The following is a 19,468-nucleotide window of genomic DNA, read 5'->3' as shown; positions in this document are numbered from 1 at the left end:
CACCGCCCAATTCGTATCATCCCAGGTGCCGGAGGTCACATTGCGCAGGACCTGGCCAACCATGGCAGCCTTAAAGAAATCAGTGTTGGTATATACCGTTTTATTTCCGGACACGCCGGAGACCGTGGTTTCCGCGGCCACGTTGTATCTGACGGAAGCCGCGGCCTCATACTCCTCTATATCGATCATAGGCATAGTCCCCTCAATCATCACTGTGCGCCGTCTGCTGGTGACCGGCACCTGAAAGTCAGGGGCCTGGTCCAGGGTATGATTGGAGTCATTGCCTTCATAATGTCCGCAGACCATATCGCAATTTATCCGGATAGCGGAAGTGGAAACATTATCCCAATCAAAGATACCGGCGACTTGGACGCCTACCTGGTTGCCATGGGTAAAGTTGCCGAGCTTCCCCAGCAGTTTAATCTTGCGCATCGCGGTATAATTGGCCTTGGTGGGATAATATCCGGTAGATTCAATGATAGCGTCACCTGTTTCGCCGACGGTAGGGTTACGGCAGATTATCTCGTACTGTCCGGGATAAAGCGTATGCAGCAGCGCACTGGTCTGCCTCCAGGACGTATCCGAAAGGAGTTGATATAACGCCCATTGGCTGCCGCTCTCCGCCATATCCAGCGCCCTCTGCGAATCAACTTCCGAGACATTAGCCTGAAAACTCTGCGATTGCAGGACCGCCAGAGTCCAACCCAAAGAGCCAAGTATCACCATAGCCATGATCACTATTACCAGGCTCATCCCTTTAAAATTAGATCGGTTTTTCTTGTTCATAGGCCCAGGTCAATTTGCCAGGTTGCGCGGAACAGCCTGCTCCGTGATCGTTCTGCCGAATTCCCCGTCCCTGACCCCGACCGTAATGACGACCCTGCGTATATCGGTTTTTTGCGGCGAGACTATAGGGGAATTGATAACCGAGCTGGTTTCATTAAAATACGTGAAGGTCAGGTTATTTATATTCCCGGCCAGTTTATCGTTGTTACGCATCAAGGTATTGTTCGACATATAAAAGTCTATGCTGCTTCCGGTGGTGTTCAGGAATCTGAATTCCGCGTTATTGGCGATATACACGCAGGTCTCGTTATTGACCTCCCGGATCTCCCTGACCATCCTTCCTACCGCGTCTTTGCCTTGGGTTACCGTCTCGCCGGTGAAATTAAGTATCCTCCACAGGTCCACCACCTGTTTTATATACGCCGATGACGCGTAAGCCAGGATCCCGGCTATTGCGATCACAACCACCAGTTCGATAAGCGTGACACCATTTGACTTTCCAACCTTTAACAACCTGCCACCCGCGTAAAAGCTAAAAGAATTTATAAGCGCTGGCCACATATTCCAGCGTAATATTCCCCGAAAAACCCGCGCTTGAAGAAACCGTCACATTGACCCTTTTAAAATCCGTAGGGTCGGCGGAATCCGACCATTGATTAGAGCTGAGATTAACGTAATCAACCGCGACCCTGCGGCTGAATCCGGATGCCGGGGTATCATTATAACCGTTATAGTCATCTACGTCGTTATAGTTAGGATATACATCGTCGGCATTGACCCCCAGAGTCGTATTATCCGGATCATCGGGATCGGAAAAGTCCTTTACCTTTATTTCCTCCAGCAGGCTGCGGGCATAAGATAAAGAATCGCCGATCGCCTGAGATTGCGTTGAACGCCAAGTAATAGTAGCCAGATTGGCGATCAAAGCCGGAATAGCCAGGCCCATCACCACAATGATCACTATAAGCTCGATCAACGTCAATCCCCTGTTGTTCAGCCGTCTCATTGCACGCTCACGTATCCCGTATTGTTCGCTACGCTCAAAATACTACTCTCGCCCTTATAAGAAAGCGTTACAGAACCCGGGGCCAAGGGTATCCCCTGCCAATTGAACTGTAAAGTCGCCGATCCAAAAAAGGAGGCACCGGAAATATCGATCCCTGCATATTGAGGCTCGGTCCGAAAATTCACGTTGAGGGCCTGGCCGGTAAACGGATCATTTACGCTGACCCAGTTATTGCTGCCCCTGGGCTTTTCTTCCTGTCCCGTATATGCGTCGGTGCCGGCATTAAAAACCAGACGACAATTAGTGCTATCAGTCAGAGCCTTGCGCTGAATATACCGGATATCGCTGACTGTTTTCTTCACCGCACTGCTCAACTTTATAGCGTAAAAACTGTTCAGCCGGGGTATAGCCAAACCCGCCAATATTCCCATGATAACCACGACTAAAACTACTTCAATAAGCGTAAAACCTTTATATCCCAAAATAATAAAACGTTTTTCGGACATAATATTTTATCTTCAGCTATTTCAATCAGTTCGGTAATACACATCAAAAACTATCTGATATATGTTAATGGTATTTGAATATATTTTAAGAGTTTTCCCAAAAAAAGCAAGAAAAAAATTTTCAGCAATAAATATTGCTTTTTTTTGATTTATGCTATAATGTAAACGTAATTAATAACTCCCCGGAGACATGTCCACAAAATTAAAAAATATAATAGAAGATGTTGCCAAGGATTGCTTAAATAACGCCCTGACCCTGCGTTATGATATTTGCACCTGCCAATCCTGCAAGAATGACATGCTGGCTTTTATCCTCTCCCGCATCCCCGCTAAATATGTAACTACTGAACAAGGCGCTTTGCATACGGTGATCCAACAGACCCGGATCGAGCATCAGGCAGAGATCGCCCGCGCGGTGATTGCCGCCATCGACACGATCAGCCTTAACCCCAGGCATCAAATAAAAGAGGACAAAATGCAGACCTTCGGACTTCTGCTTGAGAAAATAAAAGAAGACCGAGGCTTGGATTTCAAACATTATCACCAGGAGCTGTTAAAAAGGCGCGTCGCCATCAGGATGCGCGCGACCAATATAGATAACTATCCGGATTATCTCAGGCTGCTTATACGCAACCCTGAAGAATACGAAAAGCTGTTCGAGGTCATGTGCATAAATGTGTCCGAGTTTTTCCGCGACCCTGCGGTCTGGGTAAAAGTAAGAATAATTTTTGCGGAACTGATCCGCAGGAAGACCCGGAATAACAATAAGACTATCCGGATATGGTCGGCCGGATGCGCCAATGGGGAAGAGCCGCATACCATAGCCATAAAACTGCTCTCTCTGCTGCAGGCGGATATCCTGAATTTCTGCGTGGAGATCATTGCCACCGACGTGGACAAAAAAAGCATTAAGATCGCCGAGAAGGGCGAATACGCCAAAGACAGCCTGAAGAACGTAAGCAAAAAATACCTGGATAGATATTTCAATCAGGACAAGGATATCTACCGGACAAAAGACGATATAAACAAACTGATCACCTACCGATACCTGGACCTTACTTCCGCGGAAATGGTGAACGATGTAGATATGGTTTTCTGCCGCAACGTGTTCATTTATTTCGACCGCAGCCTGCAGGAACAGCTTTTGATGAAGTTTTACAAAGCCCTCCGCCCGGAAGGATACTTGATCATGGGGCAATCCGAGACGTTGGTCAGGGAAGCAAAAACAATATTCGAAGAGGTAGACGGCAACGCGCGCATATATCAGAGAAAAGACTGATCGGCATAGCTACGCATCTTATTATCCAGGGATGCCTGAAAATAACAGGAAAAATAACTCGGCATTCATTGCCGAACGGCTGAACAACGTCCTGGACCTGCGTTTCGATATCTGCACCTGCCCGGCCTGTAAAAAAAACATGCTGGAGAGAATATTATCCCGTCTGCCGGCGGAATTTACCGATATTCCCCCGCAAGAGCTTAGCGCGCTCAGCCATCAAATCAAAATAGAACACCAAAACACCTTTACCCGCGCAATATCTCTATCCATCGATGAAACAAGCAATGACCCTCCGCACGAAATCAAAGAAAACCGCAATAAAACGCTCCGGTCAATAATGGATAGAATATTACAGGAACGCAGCCTGGACCTGCGCCATTACCATATCGAGATCTTAAAAAGGCGTATGGCCCTAAGGATCCGCGCCAATCAATTGAATTCCTACGCCGCTTACCTGGAATTCCTGACCCGGAACCCGGCGGAGTATGATAAATTGTTTGAAACCATGTGCATCAATGTTTCTGAATTCTTCCGCGACCCTCCGGTATGGGTGACTATAAGATATCTTTTGGAAAATTTAATACGGATCAAGAATAAAAACGGAGAAAATACGCTGAGGATATGGTCCGCGGGCTGTGCGAACGGTGAAGAACCATTCTCGCTGGCGATCATGATCGCTGAATTATTCGGTAAAAACCTTAAAAATTTCAGCATACATATCCAGGCTACGGATGTGGATAGAGCCTGCCTCAACTTCGCCCAAAAGGCATGTTACCCGAAAAAAAGCCTGGTAAATATCAACCCGGGGCAGTTAAACAGGTATTTTCAGGATCGAAACAACCAGGAATACCAGCTTCGCCAGGAGATAAAGGACATGGTCGCATACTCCTACCTGGATCTTACTTCCGATATCAACCTGAAGGATATCGATCTGATAACCTGCCGCAATGTTTTTATTTACTTCGATCTAAAACTGCAGGAAGATATCCTGGGCAAATTCCACAAATGCCTGCGGTTACCAGGATATTTGGTCCTTGGAAAAACCGAAAACCTGGCATCTAGAATGACCGGGGAATTCGAAGAAGTGGATGCCAGCGCGCGCATCTATCTCAAAAAGTAGGGGACGGTTCCTCTGCTTATAGATATCTGCAGTTACAGTAGTTGCATTGAGGCATTTGTCAACTCGCGCCGCAGTAATTTCTTTCATAGCCGTCTAAATTTGCCAATAGCGTCGTTGTAACTTATTATATATCAAAGAGTAATTTAACGAGGAACCGTCCCCTACCCCTTCCAATATTGTGCGGTTTTAATAAGCGCCTGACGGGTATCCAGCACCGGTTTGTAACCCAGAGATCTTATACGGGAGATATCATATACCCGGTCTTTCAGGAAAAAACTTAGTTTTTTGCCTATACCGGGAATAGCGGTTAATGCCGGAGTGATCCAGCGGGGCATAAGAAAAGGCGGGCCCCCGGCTACTACCTTGCTCCAGGTCGTGAATATCTCCTTTACTGTCAGGACATCTTCATCGGCGACAAAGAAAGAACCCTCCAAAAAAGCGTCATTATGCAGAGCCATAACCAGGGCCGCCGCCACATTCTTCACATACGCCAGGTGTAATTTATTATTACCACCGTCAACAATAGGCAAAAGCCGGAACTTTAGCAATCGCATTAGCAGCCCCGAAAGATGCGGCTCGCCCTCCCCATAGATCATACTCGGCCGGATTATCGCGGCCCTTAACCCTTGCTTACGGAATTCAATCACCTTTTTTTCCGCCTCTAATTTGGATATTCCATAGTTATTGGTAGCTTTAAACGGAAGGTTTTCTGTTAACGGCACATCAAGATTACCGCTGACCACCGCGACTGAACTCAAATAGATGAACCTGGGTACTTTTACTTCCAGGGCTAACCTGCAAATATTCTCCGTGCCCTTGACATTAACTTCCCTCAATCTTTTTAACTTAGTGTCTTCAACCAGGCCGGAACAATGGTATATGGCGTCGAAGCCAAGGCCTAAGGCCTCTTTTAACCCTTCGCCCGCGGCTATATCGCCGTAAGCCAGCCGGACATTATTCTTTTTCAGAACGTCCACGCTGCTCGTTTTCCTGACTAACGCGTAAAGCTGATGTTTTTCCCTGTTCAACGCCTCAACCAGGCTTTGGCCCACAAAACCGGTAGCTCCGGTGACCAATATCTTCAAATCGCCATCTCCTTCCAGTAAAACCCACACAATAAAAAAGCGCCTGTTCTTGCAGGAACAGGCGCATCTTTTATTTCGTTACAGATCTGTTTTCATTTGCGATAAGTGGGCCGGGCTTTATATGTTGTATGCAAAAGCTTCTCGGATTTTTCGCTTAACGGCTTCTCTAAAAATTCCTCGTAAATACGTTTGATGTAGGGGTTCTGATGAGAACAACGGATCTGCTTTTCGCTGTCATCCTGATACAACCCTGCAGCCCTCTTGATGCGCAATTCGTCGGTGACCATATACGGTTGACCGCCGCCGCCCACGCAACCACCGGGACAGGCCATGACTTCGATAAAATGATACGGCAGTTCTTGATTGTTATTCCTGGCATCCCTGACCTTATTTAAAACGTATTCCACATTACCCAATCCGTGGGCGATCGCGATCTTGATCTTTTTGCCAGCCACCTCCACCTCGGTCTCTTTAACGCCTTTCAGGCCTCGGACGCTTTCAAACTCAACCTTGTTCAATTCCTTGCCGGTAATGAAATAATACGCGGTCCTTAAGGCGGCTTCCATTACCCCGCCGGTAGCCCCGAAAATAACTCCCGCTCCGGCATATTCCCCCAGGATGCTGTCCGATTCTTCATCCGGCAGGGAATTAAAATCTATGCCCGCCTGCTTGATCATCCTGGCCAATTCACGGGTGGTCAAAGCCACATCGACATCCTGCAGGCCCGAGGCGAACATATCGTCGCTGCGGGTAATCTCATATTTTTTAGCGGTGCAGGGCATTATCGAAACCATGAATATCTTGCTCGGGTCGATATTGTTCTTCTTGGCGTAATAGGTCTTGGACAATACCCCCAGTATCTCATGCGGGGATTTACAGGAAGAGAAATTGTCGATCATATCCGTATGGAACTTCTCCATATAATCTACCCAAGAAGGGCAGCAGGATGTGATCAGCGGCAACGGGCGTTTTCCCAGAAGCAACCTCTCCTCGAATTCACTCGCCTCTTCCATAATAGTCAGGTCTGCGGCGAAATTGGTGTCGAATACAGCTTTGAAACCCAGCCTGCGCAAAAGCGCGTAGAGTTTCTTGGTCAAATTAGCGCCCACAGGGAAACCAAAAGCCTCCCCTATCGCCACCCTAACCGCGGGCGCGATCTGCACAACGCAATATTTATCTTTATTCTGCAAAGCCTCCCAGACCCTGGAGGCTTCGTCTTTCTCAACTATAGCTCCAGTCGGACAATGCGCCGCGCACTGTCCGCATCTAACACACGGAGAATCAGCCAACTGGATATCCCCGGCAGGAGAGATCCTTGTTTCTATCCCTCTTTCCAGGAATGACAGCGCCCAGACATCCTGGATATCCTGGCAGACTTCAACGCACCGGCCGCAGAGTATGCATTTTTGGGGCTCCAGCACTATGGTATTGGTCGAATTATCTTTAGGCAAGTCCTTAAGGAACTGGGCGAATGATTCTTCCCTGATCCCGAAATCCGCTACCAGCTTCTGCAGCTCGCAATCGTTATTCCTTCCGCATTTAAGGCAGTCATTGGGATGATTTGATAATATCAGTTCGATAACCGTCCTGCGGATCTCCACGATCTCCGGGTCATGAGTGATGATATCCATGCCCTCTTCCACCGGGGTACAACAGGCCCTGAGCATCTTATTCGAGCCCTTTACCTTTACTATACATATACCGCAGGAAGCCGACGGAGGCAGGTCCGGATGTTTGCACAATGTGGGAATCTTTATCTGCACATCCCTGGCAGCCTCGAGTATCGTCGTTCCTACCGGGACTGTCAGGAGAATACCGTTTATTTTAGCCTTTACCGCTTTAGCCATATTATCCTTTTAAGATCGCCTTGAATTTGCAGACCTCGAAACATCTGCCGCATTTGACGCATTTTTCCTGTTTGATCATAAATCCTTCTTCCTTGCTTCCGGGGATAGCGTCCACAGGGCAGTTCTTCTGGCACATCCCGCATTTCTTGCATTTCTCCTGAATTACGCTGTAAGTGGCCAGGTTAGCGCATTTATGCGAAGCGCATTTCTTATCCAAGATATGTTCTTTATATTCAGCCTCGAAATATCTTATGGTCGAAAGCACCGGATTAGACGCGGTCTGGCCCAGCCCGCATAACGACGCCTTCTGCATGGCAAAGGCGATCCTTTTTAAGTAAGCGATATCTTCGATCTTGCCTTTGCCTTCGGATATGCGTTCAAGTATAGCCAGCATCTGGGTCCCGCCTATACGGCAGGGCGCGCATTTACCGCAGGATTCCTCAACGCAGAATTTGAGGTAGAACTTGGCGATATCCACCATACAATCGTCCTCATCCATGACGATCATACCGCCTGAGCCCATGATCGAGCCTAATTTCTGCAGGTTTTCGTAATCCACAGGCGTATCCAGGCATTCAACGGGTATAACCCCGCCGGAAGGACCGCCGGTCTGCACCGCCTTTACCGGTTTATTGGAGATCGTGCCGCCGCCGATATCATAAACTATCTCTCTTAAGGTTATCCCCATAGGGACCTCTACCAGTCCGGAGTTCTTAACTTTACCGGTCACGGCAAAAACCTTTGTCCCCTTGGAAGTCGGCGTGCCGATACGGTTAAACCATTCCGCGCCTTTGGCGAATATCACCGGTATATTGGCCAGGGTCTCCACGTTATTAATTACCGTGGGTTTACCCCATAAACCTTTTACCGAGGGATACGGCGGACGCGGCCTGGGCGTTCCGCGTCTGCCCTCTATCGAAGCGATCAACGCGGTTTCTTCTCCGCAGACAAACGCACCCGCGCCTAACCTGATCTCAATATCCAGATTAAAAGATGTCCCTAATATATCTTTTCCTAAAAGACCATGCTCGTAAGCCTGATTTATGGCATTCTGTATCCTTTCAACCGCCAAGGGATACTCAGCCCTTATATAAAAATACCCTTTGGAAGCGCCTATAGTGAATGCCGCGATGATCAAACCCTCAATGACCGAATGCGGATCGCCCTCCAGGACGCTGCGATCCATATAAGCCCCCGGATCGCCTTCATCGGCGTTGCAGATAACGAATTTTTCCCCTGAAACAACCCCCCGGGCGAACTTCCATTTCATCCAGGTAGGATAACCGGCGCCGCCCCGGCCCCTTAGCCCTGCTTTTTTTAATTCCTCTATGGCCTTTTCCGGGGTGTATTCAGTCAGTATCTTTTTCAACGCCTGGTACCCGTCGCAGGCTATATATTCCTCGATGCTTTCAGGATTGATCTTTCCGCAGTTGCGCAGAACTATCCTTATCTGCTTAGCCTCATGCTTGAGATGAATGCCATCGACTATCTTATGGGCCTTTATGGTCTGATTGATTATCTTTCTGATATCTTCTTCTTTTACATCGGCATAAAATATATTATCCGGCAGAATCTTTAGCACTATGCCGCGGTTATACACGCCGATATCCGCCACCCTGACCACCTGAACCTCGTCATGCAGGCCGGCCTCGCGCAACTGGTTCAACAGGGTGGTATAAAATTCCTTTGTCCTGTCCTCCTGAAAAAGCGCGGTATCCTTTAATAGTATTGTCTTAGTGTACATAGTTAGGCGGTTTGATCTTTAAGTTCCAGTTCAACCACATAATCATTGACCAACATCTTGTCGCAGACATGTTTTTCCATTATCTTAATAGCCACTTCTTTATTCACCCGGCCGTAGATAACCGCGGGGCTCCCCTCGATATTTACCTCAACCAGCGGCTCGGCGTAACACATACCCAGACAGCCGCACTTCTTCACCTCAACCTGGAGATTACGCTTCTTTACCTCCTCGGAGAACACGGCAAATACCTCATCCGCGCCGGCGGCGACGCCGCAAGTGCTCATACCCACCTTGATCCAATTCTTTGACCGGGATCTGGTCTCACTCTTGATCCTGTCTATGTCTGCCGGGGTAAATTTTGCCATAAGATCAGCCCTCTTTAGTATATTTGGATATGATATCGATGACCTCGGCTTTTTTGACCTTGCCGTAGACCTTATCATCGATCATCATCACCGGTGACAAACCGCAGCATCCCAGGCACCTGACCACGTCCAAATGGAACAACCCGTCCTTTGTGGTCTGGCCTTCTTCCACGCTTAAAAAGCTTTTAAGTTCGGAAATAAGTTCAGCGGCGCCCTTAAGATAACAGGCTGTTCCCAGACAAACGGATATTCTGTGTTTACCTGGAGGGGATAATTTAAAGAAATTGTAGAAAGTGATCACTTCGTAGATCCGGGCCAGCGGCACACCCAGCATCCGGGAAAGTTCCAAAGAAAGCTCACGGGGGACGTATCCGTGATGGTTCTGTATCTCGTGGAGGATCATGATCAAGTTGCCTTCCTTGTCCTTCCACTTATCGACTAAATTTTTGATCTCGATTATATTCTTATCTTCCATCTGAAAGATCTTTCTATTGTGACAGCTTTTTATCCGGGATTTGCAATACGGTCAGAAAGTAAAAATATATCACAATTTCCGCTAAAATCAAGCATTTTATTGATTTTTTAGCGAATCCGGTCCGGGGATATCAGGATAGGACTTTTGCGATGATCCCGCCTCCAACCACCTTATCTTTATCATAGAATACAGCTGACTGCCCCGGAGTGATGGCAAAACAGGGCTTTCTGAATTCTACCTCGGCGTTCCTGCCTGCGGGCTTGACAGAAGCCGGCGCTTCAGGCGAAAGATGCCGGATCCTGACCTTTAACAGTTTTTTTCTTCTGATAGATGATCCGGGATAAATGATATCCTTGACCAAAAACCTGCTTTTCAGCAATTCCTCTTTCCTGCCGACGACTATGGTGTTCTTCCGTCTGTCTATTACAGAAACATATACCGGATATCCGCAGGCGATTCCCAATTTATCCCTTTGCCCTATGGTGTAAAAAGGAATGCCTTTATGAATTCCCAGGGCTTTGCCCTGCGTGTCCTTTATCGGTCCCGGGGAGAATTTTCCTCTCAATTTCTCCTCAATAAATTCCCGGTAAGTCCCAGGGACAAAACAGATCTCCTGGCTTTCTTTCTTGTCGGCGACCGGCAAACCGTACTTTTGAGCGAGGCCGCGCACCTGATCTTTGGTCAATCCGCCCAAAGGGAATAATATGCGTCTTATTTTATCCTGGGTCAGGCGGTACAGAAAATAGGATTGATCCTTGTTCTTATCCAGCGCTTTCTTTAAAAAATACTTGCTCCCTGACCTGCTGATCCGGCAATAATGCCCGGTAGCCAGATAATCCATTCCCAGGCCGATCGACTTTTTCAATAATCCGTCGAATTTCAAAAATTCATTGCAGCGCACGCAGGGATTAGGGGTAACCCCGAGGCTGTACTGCTTCACGAAATCCGCGATCACCTTTTCCTGCAAATCCCTGCCGAAGCTAAACGCATAATGCCGTATCCCCAGAATATCAGCCACGCGCCTGGCGTCGCTGATCCCCTGCGTCCCGCAACAGGCAGGTCGCGCAGAGGCGCACCCCTGCCCATCCAAATGGGCAGGGTGCTGCACCGAATGTTTGGCATCAGGCAGATCAAGACACATGGTCAAACCCGCAACCTCAAAACCTTTTTCCTTAAGGATAGCTGCGGCGACCGAGGAGTCCACACCGCCGCTCATCGCCACCATAACTTTCTTTTTCATCGTTTTCTCAAACTATGGCCGGGTCCGGAACCGATCTTCCTGCCCAGCGATAAAACCATTTTTTTCACGCATCCCCGGCATTTAAAGGCATCATCGCTTAAACATATCTTATCCGGATATATCTTGTAGAGCTTACGGTACTTAAGCGGCGTGGCATTGGGCATAAGGATATTCGCTCCGCACTGCAATGCCTTTTGCCGGCCCCGGCTGTCGATCGTTCCTGTGGCCGTAGTCGCGGGTATGTGGGTATATTTAGTAACAATACGCGTTAATGCAACAGCCCTTAATACCTGTTCCAGGCTTGCCCCCTGGCTTTTGGCCAAAGGCGTATTTGGATGAGGTATGAACGGCCCGATACCGATCATATCCAGCTCCAGGTCCTTAAAAATAAAAATATCGTCGGCAATGCTGCCGATAGTCTGGCCGGGCAGACCGGTCATTATCCCTGAACCGACCTGATAACCCAGCTCTTTAAGCTGGTTTAAACAACGCAGTCTATCGGAGAATACGCACCCCGGCCGTAGTTTTTTATACAGTTGCGGATCGGATGTCTCAAATTTAAGCAGATAACGATCAGCCCCGGCGGACTTCAGCTGTTTGTATTGGCTAAAAGTCAATTCCCCCACTGAAAGAGTAACCGCCGCATCCAGTTTCTTGATCTTCTCAATGAGCAAACACAACTCTTTTGACTTATACTGCGGATCTTCTCCGGATTGCAGCACGATAGTACGCAGACCAAGGCCGGCAGCATTTTGAGCTGCCGCGAATATTTCCCCCAGCCCCATACGGTACCGCCGCAGCTTGCGGTTGCTCTTGCGCAAGCCGCAATACAGGCAATCCTTACGGCAATAATTGGAGAATTCAATAAGCCCGCGCAGATGGACTTGGTCTCCGACATATTTCCTGCGGGTAGCATCCGCCTGCCTGAATAACCCGGCGACCGTTTTTTTATCGGTATCTAAAAGCAACCCGACTGCCTGTTCTTTTGTCAGTAACATATTCAAAAAAACCTGTTTCAGGCCGTAAAAATATTCTGCTTAGTATCTAGGGTTTTCTTATCCAAATTATAAATACAGTCAAAAAGCGCTTCTTTGAACGACCCCGGGCCTTTGGCCTTTTTAGCCGCGCATTCAGCGGCGATCTCAAAACAAGCCAGCCCTGCAGACACTGCCAGGACCGGATCTTTTTCAACCGCTGCAAACGTCCCGATAACCGAAGCAGCCATACAACCCGTACCGACAATATCCGCCATCAACGGATCACCGTTCTTGACGACAAATGTTCTTTTGCCGTCGGTAATAATATCTTCTTTGCCGGTGATAACCACAGTGCAGCCGCGCTGTAAAGCGAGTTTTACGGCTAATTGTTTCAGGTCCGCCCGGATATCAGTTGAATCCACGCCTTTTGTCTTTACATCCTCACCGGCGATCCTGGCGATCTCCGAGGGATTTCCTTTTATGATATCTATCTTACATTCATCCAGCAATTCAAAACAACTCTTATCGCGCAGCTGCGTAGCCCCCGCTCCGCAGGCATCCAGCACAACCGGAATGCCTTTCTTGTTCGCGCCAGCGCAGGCGATCTTCATTGCCTCCACCAATTCCACGGTCAGGGTTCCGATATTCAATACCAGCGCCGAAGCGATACCCGCCATCTGGTCAGCCTCTTCTTTGGCATGGGCCATTACCGGAGAAGCTCCAAAGACCTTGACCACATTGGCGCAGTCATAAATAGTCACCCAGTTGGTCAAATGATGCACTATAGGCTTTTGTTCGCGCACCTTTTCCAACAACCCGTAAATATCGATCTTATTGCTCGTCACCATTCACCCTTTCCCTGAACGTCCGACAATTAATTATTCATTAAAAAAATCGGCAGATAAATATCTTTCACCTGTATCAGGATATATTACCACAATAACCTTGCCTTTATTTTCATTTCTTTTGCCGACCGCTAACGCTGCCCAGGTCGCCGCGCCGCTGGAAATACCTACAAGAATGCCTTCCATCTTTGCCAGCCTGCGGCTGGTGATCCCCGCATCCTCATCCTTGACCCGGATGACCTCATCTATAATCCCCCTGTTCAAAACTTGCGGGATAAACCCAGCGCCTATCCCTTGTATTTTATGCGCCCCGGCAGTCCCCCCTGATAATACCGCGGAGTTATCCGGCTCTACAGCGATCATCTTAAGGCCCTTCTTCCTCTTTTTAAGGGCTTCCGCGATCCCGGTTAGCGTCCCTCCGGTTCCGACTCCGGCGATAATAATATCAACTTTACCCTCAGTATCTTTCCATATTTCTTCGGCCGTAGTTTTGCGATGAATAGCCGGGTTAGCCGAATTAGAAAACTGCTGCAACATAACTGCTCCTGGAGTTTTTTTCACTAATTCCTGCGCTTTTTCTACTGCCCCGGTCATTCCTTCTGCCCCGGAGGTCAAAACTACTTCAGCCCCTAGGATAGACAACAATCTCCGCCTTTCTATACTCATAGTCTCCGGCATCGTTAGGATCAGCCGGTATCCCTTTGCCGCTGCCACAAAAGCCAAAGCAATCCCGGTATTACCGCTAGTCGGCTCGATGATCACGGAATCCTTGCGAAGAACGCCTTTCCTCTGGGCGTCTTCCACCATCGCTACCCCTATGCGGTCCTTTATGCTGGACAAAGGATTAAATGACTCGATCTTTGCCAAAATAACTGCCGCCGATCCTTCAGTTATACGATTTAACTTTACTAAAGGAGTATTTCCAACCGTTTTAGTGATATCTGCGAATATCCTTGCCATTAACCCTCCTTATATATTATATACTACCGCCTCAAATCTGCCGTTATGCCTTTTTATAATGCTTTCTAGAGTAAAAGAACTCAAAATATCTAAAAATTTATCCGTTGCCTCAGTCCAAATGTCCCGAACAATACAGTTATTTGAACGTCTACAAGCGCCCAGATCCTGCGTGCATTCAACCAGGCGCATAGGACCTTCTAATAGAGAAACGATCTCCTGCAGATTGATCTGCGAAGCTGGTTTCGCTAATATATAACCTCCATGCGCGCCGCGCGTAGCAGTGACCAAACCGGCATTCTTCAGCGGGGGGATCAAATGCCACAGGTATTTCTCGGAGATCTCCTGCCTTTTGGAAATATCCTTCAACGAGATCGGGCCTTTGCCGAAATGCAGAGCCAGATCCAGCATTAACCGAACTCCATATCTTCCTTTAGTCGATAATTTAAGCATTTTCATCTCTCCCGATTAATCTCTACTATCTCTATCACTTTGGTAGAATATAACATATAGTTTTATTTTGTCAAGTATTTATTTTTAACCGCATAAAACAAAAGAGCGGGCTCCTGATCTAACCTACATTTCCCGAAGGAAACGTTTTTAGAGTAGAAACCCGCCCTTTTATCTTAGCTGTTAACCGCGATTACACCAAACCTTGATCAAGCATGGCGTCAGCGACTTTAACGAATCCAGCCACATTCGCGCCCTTGACATAGTTGATGTATTTTCCTTCTTTTCCGTATTTAACGCAGGATTCATGGATGCTGATCATGATCTGATGCAGCTTCTCATCCACTTCTTCCCTGGTCCAGGACAGCCTCTGGCTGTTCTGGGACATTTCCAGGCCTGAGGTGGCTACGCCGCCGGCATTCGAGGCCTTACCAGGCGCGTAAAGTATCTTGGAGTCCTGGTATACTGCGATCGCTTCCGGGGTAGAAGGCATATTCGCGCCTTCAGCCACGCAGAGACATCCGTTCTTTATCAGCTTCTTGGCATCAGCCTCATTGATCTCGTTCTGGGTCGCTGAGGGAAACGCCATATCGCATTTAACATCCCAGGGTTTTTTGCCTTCAAAGTATTTGCAGCCGTATTTATCGGCATATTCCTTGATCCTGCCGCGTTTTACGTTCTTAAGCTCCATCACGAATCTCAGTTTCTGCTCGCTGATCCCGTCCGGGTCATAGATATATCCGGTGGAATCGGAAAGCGTGACCGGTTTAGCCCCCAGCTGCAAAAGTTTCTCAACCGTATACTGCGCGACATTGCCTGAACCGGAAACCACGCAGACTTTCCCCTTCAATGATTCGCCTTTGGTCTTGAGCATCTCCTGGGCGAAATAAACGCATCCGTAACCGGTAGCTTCCGGACGAACCAGGCTGCCGCCCCAATTCAGGCCTTTGCCGGTAAGCACACCGGTAAATTCATTGCGCAACCTTTTATACTGGCCGAACATAAACCCGATCTCGCGTCCGCCTGTGCCGATATCTCCGGCAGGGACATCGGTATCCGGGCCGATATGCTTTTGCAGTTCGGTCATAAAACTCTGGCAGAAACGCATCACCTCGTTATCGGATTTACCTTTAGGGTCGAAATCTGAACCGCCCTTGGCGCCGCCCATAGGTAAAGTAGTCAGGCTGTTCTTAAATACCTGTTCAAAAGCCAGGAATTTCAATATGCCAAGGTTAACGCTGGGATGAAGGCGTATCCCTCCTTTATAAGGGCCGATAGCGCTGTTCATCTGAATACGAAACCCCCGGTTTACCTGGAATTCGCCTTTATCATCGCACCAAGGGACCCTAAAGATCACCGTTTTTTCCGGTTCAACTATCCTTTCCAGGATTTTTGCTTTCTGGTATCTCGGGTTAGCCTCGACATAAGGCATTACTGATTCCACGACCTCGCGCACTGCCTGGTGAAACTCGGTCTCGCCCGGGTTCTTAGCGATAACCCCTGCCATAAACTCTTCGATCCGCTTTGACATCCTTTCCTCCTTTTTCGCCGTTGTCATAATAACCGGCGATTATCGCCTGTTTTTTAAGCACGGCAAGCCAAAAAAAAAGGACTCCGTCTAAGATTGACGGACGTCCTTGTCCTTTAATCCCTTTACTTAATATTCATTTTTAGTATACCACCCGGTCTTATCTTGTCAATATTTTTTCTTGGCCTATAACGACTCAACAGCGGCCAGGACATCCTTTACGCTGACCGCCTTCAGGCAGGCGAAATCTTTTTTACAGTCATGGGCCAGGCATTCCGAACAACCGGCCTTTTTATGCAATACCCGGGAATTCTTTCCAGTAGGCCCCCAGCGCGATACGCTTAACCCCGGCTGGTTCCTGCCGAAGATCACCACCTGTGGCACGTTTAAAGCTGAAGCCATATGCATTGTCCCGCAATCAGTAGTGATCAATAAAGCGCACCTTTTCAGGATACTTATATCCTGGCTTATGGTTGTCCCGGAAAGATCGATCGCCTCCCCGTCTAACAGCTTATTGACATTTGCCGCCAACTCTTTTTCCTGCGGGCTGCCTAATATCAATACCTTAAAACCCTTTACCCTGGACAATTCCCTGGCGGCTTGGGCGAACCTTTCCGCCGGCCACATCTTGGACTTACAACTGGACCCGGGATGCAATGCTAATATCTTATTCTGGCTGCTCAGCCCTTTCTCCCGAAACATCTCTTCAACCCATTCTTCCGAATCCGGGCTAACCGAAACAAAAAGCCCCTTATCCCGCGGCTCTATGCCGATAGCCCTGATCATATCCAAGGTATATTCCATCTCATGTTTCTGGCCTAAATGCTTAAGGTGGGGAATACGCCGGGTCAACAAAAAGCCCGATTTGCGGTCATAACCTACCCTGACAGGTATAGCAGCTAAAAGGGCCAATAAATGTATCATATTGGTCGGATGCAGGATAAGTGCCAGATCAAATTTTTTCTTTCGGACGGAATTAGCGAATTTCAGAAACCTGAGACCGTTCTTTTCCAGGATATCTTTATCATAAATTATGACCTCATCCAAATCAGGATTGCCTTGAACGATATCTTTAGTATACGGCCGGACCATCATAGCGATATAAGCCGACGGATAAGCGTTTCTCAAAGCAGCAACCACGGGCGTGGATAATATAACATCGCCTATCCTGTCCGTGCGGCAGATCAGGATGCGTTTAAAATTCTGGCGCTGGCCGGACAGCAAAGTTTCGGAAGCGGTGGTCAAAACATCTCGCACCTTATTCAAAACATCCTTTACCCGCACCAGGCTCATGCATAGAAGGTCGCCGGAAGCGCACTGGGCTTTGCGGCAGGGGCGGCAAAAGAGCTCCTTTTTAACCACAAACGAATTATCCGACCATGGCCGGTATTTCTCATCATCCGTCGGACCAAAAACAGCCACTACCGGAACATTCAAATAACTGGCCAGATGCATATTCGCGCTGTCATTGGTGATAAGGACTCTCGCCTTCTTCAACAAAACCGCGAGTTGGCGGATCGTAGTCTTTGCGCTCAGGTCAATGACCGGGGTTTTTACATTATCCCGTATATATTTATTTATAGGGATATCCTGACTGTCCCCTACCAGGATCAATTTGGCATTGAACTCTTGGATCAGGTCGGAACATAATTCCGCGAACCTTTCCCTGGGCCAGCGCTTAATATGGCTTCTTGCCCCCGGGGAAACTACTACGATCTTATCCTGCTCTTTTATGTTATTATTGCTTAAAACGCCTTTGATGTATGCCTTGTCAGAAGAGGGAATGTTTAAAAACCCATATTCACCGGCGCCAGCCTGCGGCTGCGGTATTTTAAAGTTTTCTATCTTAAACAGGTGCCTTGCCTGCATATGTTTTATATCCGCGGGGATACCTGAAAATAACGGCGTCTTAAACCTGGCCGGGACAAGAAAGCCGAAAATACTATTACGCAGATCCACAACCAGGTCAAATCCTGCCTGATAGAAACCTGACAATATCCGGATCTTCTCTTTGAGCCCGGCATGCTTATCATAAACCACCAGTTCCTTGATATTAGGGTTATCCCTGAATATCTCAGCCGGGCGCGGTCCGGATAACACGGTTATTTGAGCCTGCGGATAAGCCAATCTCAGATTATCGATGACCGGCAGAGTCAAAATCGCGTCGCCGATATTGCTCAGGGTAACAAATAAGATTTTATTTATCTTGGCCATATCAGTAATATTTAAGGAGCCGGGAATATCTCCATTACCCGGGAGATCACCATATCCGGAGTGAGGGCCTTCATACAGCGGTTATCCCTACAATCAACTTTGTAACAAGGTATAACGCATCCTGCATTTATTTGCAAAATGACCGCGTTATCCGGCGGATAAGGCCCGGTTATTTTGGTATCGGTGGGGCCAAAAAGGCCTATAATTTTCTTCGCGCCTGCGGCGTTGGCGATATGCAAAGGGCCGGAATCAGCGCTGATAAACAAATCCAGCCTTTTCGCCAGGCCGGCGAACTGCTTGATGCTTAATTGGCCGCAGACTATAACCGGCTTATTCTTCATCTTTGAGCGGATCTCCTCAGCCAAAGCGAGATCCTTCTGGCTGCCGGTAATAAGCACCCTCGCGGATAATTCTTCGATCAACCGGTCGGCTAAACAACTGAAATATTCTTTTGGCCAGCGTTTAGGGCCCCAGTTACCTCCGGGGTTTATCCCTACCAAAAGGTCCTTGTCAGTCAAGCCATAACCGGCTAATAATTCTTTAACCCGCAACAGGTCCTTTTCGCTGACAAAGAAGTCGGTGAACCGGTCCTTGACTTCCAGCCCCGACTTCCCGATCACATTTAAATAATAATCTATGCGGTGCATGCTGTTTATATCCGGCGGCGTTATTTTTTGGGTCAGAAGGAAGCCGCGTTTAGCGGTGTAATAACCGATGCGCCGGGGTATCCCGGCCAGGAACGCGATAAGCAGCCGGCTGAATGACCGGTGCAAAAGGAATATCCTGTCGAATTTCTTACCCCTCAAGTAAGCGACAAATTTTATTTTAGCCAAGACCCCTTTGTGCTCTTTTTTCTCATCGAAAATAATTACCTCATCGAGGTATGGATTGCCTTCTAAAACAGACTGACATCTGCCGGGAATAACGCAGGCTATGAAACTATCCGGGTAATTATAACGAATGTTCCGGATGACCGCGGTGGAGAAAAGGACATCCCCCAGCCAGTTGACGTTGAATATCAGTATTTTTTCTTTATTCTTCATT

General features: G+C 48.0%; 19 protein-coding genes. 2 read left to right on the top strand and 17 right to left on the bottom strand.

The genetic code is table 11. The annotated features are described in order from the left end of the window. The 4 genes from M0R35_04470 to M0R35_04455 all read right to left on the bottom strand — a co-directional run. Positions 1-786 (bottom strand): hypothetical protein (locus M0R35_04470; protein ID MCK9594912.1); only part of this gene is annotated, 786 nt, incomplete at its 3' end. Positions 787-795: 9 nt separating this feature from the next. Next, positions 796-1,299 (bottom strand): type II secretion system GspH family protein, encoded by a 504-nt coding sequence (locus tag M0R35_04465; GenBank protein ID MCK9594911.1) that lies wholly within the window; start codon positions 1,297-1,299, stop codon positions 796-798. Positions 1,300-1,318: 19 nt separating this feature from the next. Beyond that, on the bottom strand, positions 1,319-1,792 hold the full coding sequence (locus M0R35_04460) for a type II secretion system GspH family protein (protein MCK9594910.1): 474 nt from the start codon (positions 1,790-1,792) through the stop codon (positions 1,319-1,321). Next, the gene (locus M0R35_04455) at positions 1,789-2,298 is read right to left on the bottom strand and encodes a prepilin-type N-terminal cleavage/methylation domain-containing protein (protein MCK9594909.1); all 510 of its coding nucleotides are present in this window, start codon (positions 2,296-2,298) and stop codon (positions 1,789-1,791) included. The genes M0R35_04460 and M0R35_04455 overlap by 4 nt, the downstream gene beginning before the upstream one ends. A gap of 190 nt (positions 2,299-2,488) precedes the next feature. On the opposite strand from M0R35_04455, the gene M0R35_04450 reads away from it, so the two are divergent. Then, entirely contained in the window at positions 2,489-3,577 is a 1,089-nt protein-coding gene (locus M0R35_04450; GenBank protein MCK9594908.1) for a late competence development ComFB family protein, read from the top strand. Positions 3,578-3,608: 31 nt separating this feature from the next. Beyond that, positions 3,609-4,697 carry a protein-glutamate O-methyltransferase CheR gene (locus tag M0R35_04445; GenBank protein ID MCK9594907.1) on the top strand — a complete coding sequence of 363 codons (1,089 nt, stop codon included), beginning with the start codon at positions 3,609-3,611 and terminating at the stop codon, positions 4,695-4,697. 161 nt (positions 4,698-4,858) lie between these two features. Here M0R35_04445 and M0R35_04440 read toward each other — a convergent pair whose 3' ends face one another. The 13 genes from M0R35_04440 to waaF (M0R35_04380) all read right to left on the bottom strand — a co-directional run bounded on the left by M0R35_04440 (position 4,859) and on the right by waaF (M0R35_04380) (position 19,467). Next, positions 4,859-5,782: an NAD-dependent epimerase/dehydratase family protein gene (locus M0R35_04440; protein MCK9594906.1), complete on the bottom strand. Its 924-nt coding sequence runs from the start codon at positions 5,780-5,782 to the stop codon at positions 4,859-4,861. A 92-nt stretch (positions 5,783-5,874) separates the two neighbouring features. Continuing rightward, positions 5,875-7,629, bottom strand: a complete 1,755-nt coding sequence (locus M0R35_04435) for an NADH-dependent [FeFe] hydrogenase, group A6 (GenBank protein MCK9594905.1) — start codon at positions 7,627-7,629, stop codon at positions 5,875-5,877. A 1-nt stretch (position 7,630) separates the two neighbouring features. After that, entirely contained in the window at positions 7,631-9,373 is a 1,743-nt protein-coding gene (locus M0R35_04430) for an NADH-quinone oxidoreductase subunit NuoF (protein MCK9594904.1), read from the bottom strand. Positions 9,374-9,375: 2 nt separating this feature from the next. After that, positions 9,376-9,738 (bottom strand): (2Fe-2S) ferredoxin domain-containing protein, encoded by a 363-nt coding sequence (locus M0R35_04425; protein ID MCK9594903.1) that lies wholly within the window; start codon positions 9,736-9,738, stop codon positions 9,376-9,378. A gap of 4 nt (positions 9,739-9,742) precedes the next feature. Continuing rightward, positions 9,743-10,213 carry an NAD(P)H-dependent oxidoreductase subunit E gene (locus M0R35_04420; protein MCK9594902.1) on the bottom strand — a complete coding sequence of 157 codons (471 nt, stop codon included), beginning with the start codon at positions 10,211-10,213 and terminating at the stop codon, positions 9,743-9,745. 130 nt (positions 10,214-10,343) lie between these two features. Continuing rightward, positions 10,344-11,453 (bottom strand): tRNA 2-thiouridine(34) synthase MnmA, encoded by a 1,110-nt coding sequence (gene mnmA / locus M0R35_04415; protein ID MCK9594901.1) that lies wholly within the window; start codon positions 11,451-11,453, stop codon positions 10,344-10,346. Further along, positions 11,450-12,451: a [FeFe] hydrogenase H-cluster radical SAM maturase HydE gene (gene hydE, locus M0R35_04410; protein MCK9594900.1), complete on the bottom strand. Its 1,002-nt coding sequence runs from the start codon at positions 12,449-12,451 to the stop codon at positions 11,450-11,452. The genes mnmA and hydE overlap by 4 nt, the downstream gene beginning before the upstream one ends. 17 nt (positions 12,452-12,468) lie before the next feature. Further along, on the bottom strand, positions 12,469-13,278 hold the full coding sequence (gene thiM, locus M0R35_04405) for a hydroxyethylthiazole kinase (GenBank protein MCK9594899.1): 810 nt from the start codon (positions 13,276-13,278) through the stop codon (positions 12,469-12,471). Between the two features lie 30 nt (positions 13,279-13,308). Then, positions 13,309-14,235 (bottom strand): cysteine synthase A, encoded by a 927-nt coding sequence (cysK, locus tag M0R35_04400; protein ID MCK9594898.1) that lies wholly within the window; start codon positions 14,233-14,235, stop codon positions 13,309-13,311. Between the two features lie 9 nt (positions 14,236-14,244). After that, positions 14,245-14,685: an Rrf2 family transcriptional regulator gene (locus M0R35_04395; protein MCK9594897.1), complete on the bottom strand. Its 441-nt coding sequence runs from the start codon at positions 14,683-14,685 to the stop codon at positions 14,245-14,247. A 190-nt stretch (positions 14,686-14,875) separates the two neighbouring features. Further along, positions 14,876-16,213, bottom strand: a complete 1,338-nt coding sequence (gene gdhA, locus M0R35_04390) for an NADP-specific glutamate dehydrogenase (protein MCK9594896.1) — start codon at positions 16,211-16,213, stop codon at positions 14,876-14,878. Between the two features lie 183 nt (positions 16,214-16,396). Further along, a complete protein-coding gene (waaF, locus tag M0R35_04385; GenBank protein ID MCK9594895.1) occupies positions 16,397-18,424 on the bottom strand; it encodes a lipopolysaccharide heptosyltransferase II in 2,028 nt (675 codons plus the stop codon). An 11-nt stretch (positions 18,425-18,435) separates the two neighbouring features. Beyond that, positions 18,436-19,467: a lipopolysaccharide heptosyltransferase II gene (gene waaF, locus M0R35_04380; GenBank protein ID MCK9594894.1), complete on the bottom strand. Its 1,032-nt coding sequence runs from the start codon at positions 19,465-19,467 to the stop codon at positions 18,436-18,438. Position 19,468: the final 1 nt, after the last annotated feature.

This window comes from Candidatus Omnitrophota bacterium (genome assembly GCA_023227985.1).
Lineage (GTDB): Bacteria > Omnitrophota > Gorgyraeia > Gygaellales > Profunditerraquicolaceae > JALOCB01.
Note: the sequence above shows the minus strand (reverse complement) of the source record. Positions and strands in the feature narration are given on the sequence as shown.